The organism is Kitasatospora sp. NPDC093558 (assembly GCF_040683475.1).
GTDB lineage: Bacteria > Actinomycetota > Actinomycetes > Streptomycetales > Streptomycetaceae > Kitasatospora.
In genome coordinates this window covers 1-1,981 of the sequence record NZ_JBFBDY010000949.1, presented here as the reverse complement: position 1 = coordinate 1,981, position 1,981 = coordinate 1, and the positions used below count along the sequence as shown (strand labels likewise).

Sequence of the window (1,981 nt, the reverse complement as noted above, 5' to 3'; positions counted from 1 at the left end):
AGCACTTCGGCGGCAGCGCGGCGGCGATCCCCGGCATCGGGCAGACCGGCTACATCGGGCTCACGGCGTTCGCGCTCAACGCCCTGGTGGCCGTGGTCCTGACCGTCGTCCTGCGTGCGCTCGGTGCCCCGGCGGGCACCGACGAGACCAGCCCGGACGACTACACCCGCGACGCGTCACCGTCATCGCGGGCCCGGCCCGTGGCCGGTGCCGGTGCCGGTGCCGGTGCCGGTGCCGACGCGCTCACCCGCTGAGGGACCCGTGCCCGGCCGGGCCGCCGAGCGTCGCGAGGGTCGCGGTCACCGTCGACCCGAGCGACGTCGCGTCGGCACCCGCCCGGGAGCGCAGGTTCACCCCGTACGCGAGCAGGACCAGCAGTTCCGCGGAAGCCTCCGGGTCCACACCGGGTGCGAGGCGGCCGGCCTCCTGCGCGGCCAGGAGCGCCGCGTGCATCGCCTCCCGCAGCTGCCCGTGGTGCAGCTCCAGGATCTCCAGGACGTCCGGATCGGCGTTCTCCGTCCCCGCGTGCGCGTTGGCGACCATGCAGCCCCACCGGGCGTACTCGCCCGAGCAGCGCGAGGCGATCAGCCGGGTGAAGAACTCGGCGATCGCCGGCAGCCCGCGCCCGTCCTCGGCCAGCCGGTTGATCATCGGCAGGGAGCGCTGCTCCCGGTACCGCCGCAGGGCCGCCAGGTACAACTCGCGCTTGCCCCCGAACGTGGCGTACAGGCTCGACCGGCTGACCCCGGTCGCGGTCACGATGTCCTGGATCCCGGTCGCGGACATGCCCTGCTCCCAGAACAGCCGCTCGACGGTCGCCAGCGCCGCATCCGGATCGAAGTGCTTGACGTCCGGCACGTTGCCACCTCGCTAACTTGAAATACCGGTTCCAAGATAGCCGCCCTCCGCTTCCGTGCGAAGGGCCCGCACCACCCTCGGCGTACGCCCCCGTCCAGGATCGTCCACGATCCCCCCGGGGCCCGCCCGGGCGAACCCATCCTGGGCGCATGAAGCGAATCCCCACCCTCTGGCCGGCCGCCTACGGAACCGGCCGCTCGCCCCTCTGGCGCCTGCCCGCGAGGCTCCTCATCCGCGTCGGCGCCTTCATCCGCCAACTGGCCCTGGCCGACCACCAGCCGTTCACCACGCTCTGAGCGTCTCCACCAGGTTGTGCTCGGCGATCGCCGCCATGGCCTCCCTGGCCGGGAAGTCCCCGTCGAGCAGGCGCAGCGGTCCGGCCGTCAGGGAGAGGCGCTGCGCCAGCGTGTAGAGGGCCAGGCGGTCCTCGTCCAGCCCTTGCGCCGAGAGGGGACGGTAGGCGTCGTGGAAGCGGATCCGGAGGAAGACGTGCTCCCACTCGGCGTCGAAGTACATCGTGCCCTCGATGTCGATCAGCACCGGCCGCCCGTCCGCGTCCACCAGCACGTGGTCGGGCCCCAGTTCACCGTGCACCACCGCGTACTCCGCGCGTGGCCGCACCGCTGCCGCCAGGCTCAGCAGGCGCTCCGCCAGCCGGCCGGAGGCCTCCGCGATCCGAGGATCCCGCCCGGCCGCCTCGGCGAGGTCGCGGCGCGCCCGGTCCAGCACGACGGCTTCGCACGACGACCCGTGTGACACGCCACCGCCGTCGACGACGGCCACCTTGCCGTACGTGGGCGCGCGGTGACGTGCCATCGCGTCCAGCGCCTCCCGGAGCCGGGCCATGACCGGGCCGGCGGCGCGCGGATCGCGGGTGAGCAGCGCCTCCAGGCTCTCACCCCGGAGGTCCTCGACGATCGCCAGATCGGCCGGGACGTAGGCGCGGTCGTGGTGGTTGTCGTGATCGTGGTCGCGGTCGCGGTCGACGAGCCGAATCGCCGGGACGCGGACGCCGAGGCCGGCCAGCCGTGCGTGGGCCGCCTCGAACGGGCCGAGGCCGAGGGCGGGCGAGAACGGGTCGGCCGGGTCGTCGTCGCCCTCGGCCGCGGGCCAGTAGTTCTCG

3 protein-coding genes and 1 pseudogene are annotated in these 1,981 nt (G+C 73.9%); 2 read left to right on the top strand and 2 right to left on the bottom strand.

Annotated elements, in window-relative coordinates; all coding sequences use genetic code 11:
- A pseudogene (locus tag AB0O00_RS37290) lies at positions 1 to 254 on the top strand (sodium:solute symporter); the annotation flags it as partial.
- On the opposite strand, the gene AB0O00_RS37285 reads toward AB0O00_RS37290, so the two are convergent.
- Positions 244 to 858 (bottom strand): TetR/AcrR family transcriptional regulator, encoded by a 615-nt coding sequence (locus AB0O00_RS37285; RefSeq protein ID WP_363659133.1) that lies wholly within the window; start codon positions 856 to 858, stop codon positions 244 to 246. The pseudogene AB0O00_RS37290 and the gene AB0O00_RS37285 overlap by 11 nt on opposite strands.
- A 149-nt stretch (positions 859 to 1,007) precedes the next feature.
- Here AB0O00_RS37285 and AB0O00_RS37280 point away from each other — a divergent pair, with 149 nt between their 5' ends.
- On the top strand, positions 1,008 to 1,154 hold the full coding sequence (locus AB0O00_RS37280; protein WP_363659132.1) for a hypothetical protein: 147 nt from the start codon (positions 1,008 to 1,010) through the stop codon (positions 1,152 to 1,154).
- On the opposite strand, the gene AB0O00_RS37275 is transcribed toward AB0O00_RS37280, so the two are convergent.
- Positions 1,141 to 1,981: phosphotransferase (locus AB0O00_RS37275; protein WP_363659131.1), on the bottom strand; the 841-nt coding region annotated here is incomplete at its 5' end. The genes AB0O00_RS37280 and AB0O00_RS37275 overlap by 14 nt on opposite strands.

Coding starts and splice junctions, on each gene's coding strand:
- AB0O00_RS37280 (WP_363659132.1), top strand. CDS start 1,008: ATGAAGCGAATCCCCACCCTCTGGCCGGCCGCCTACGGAACCGGCCGC.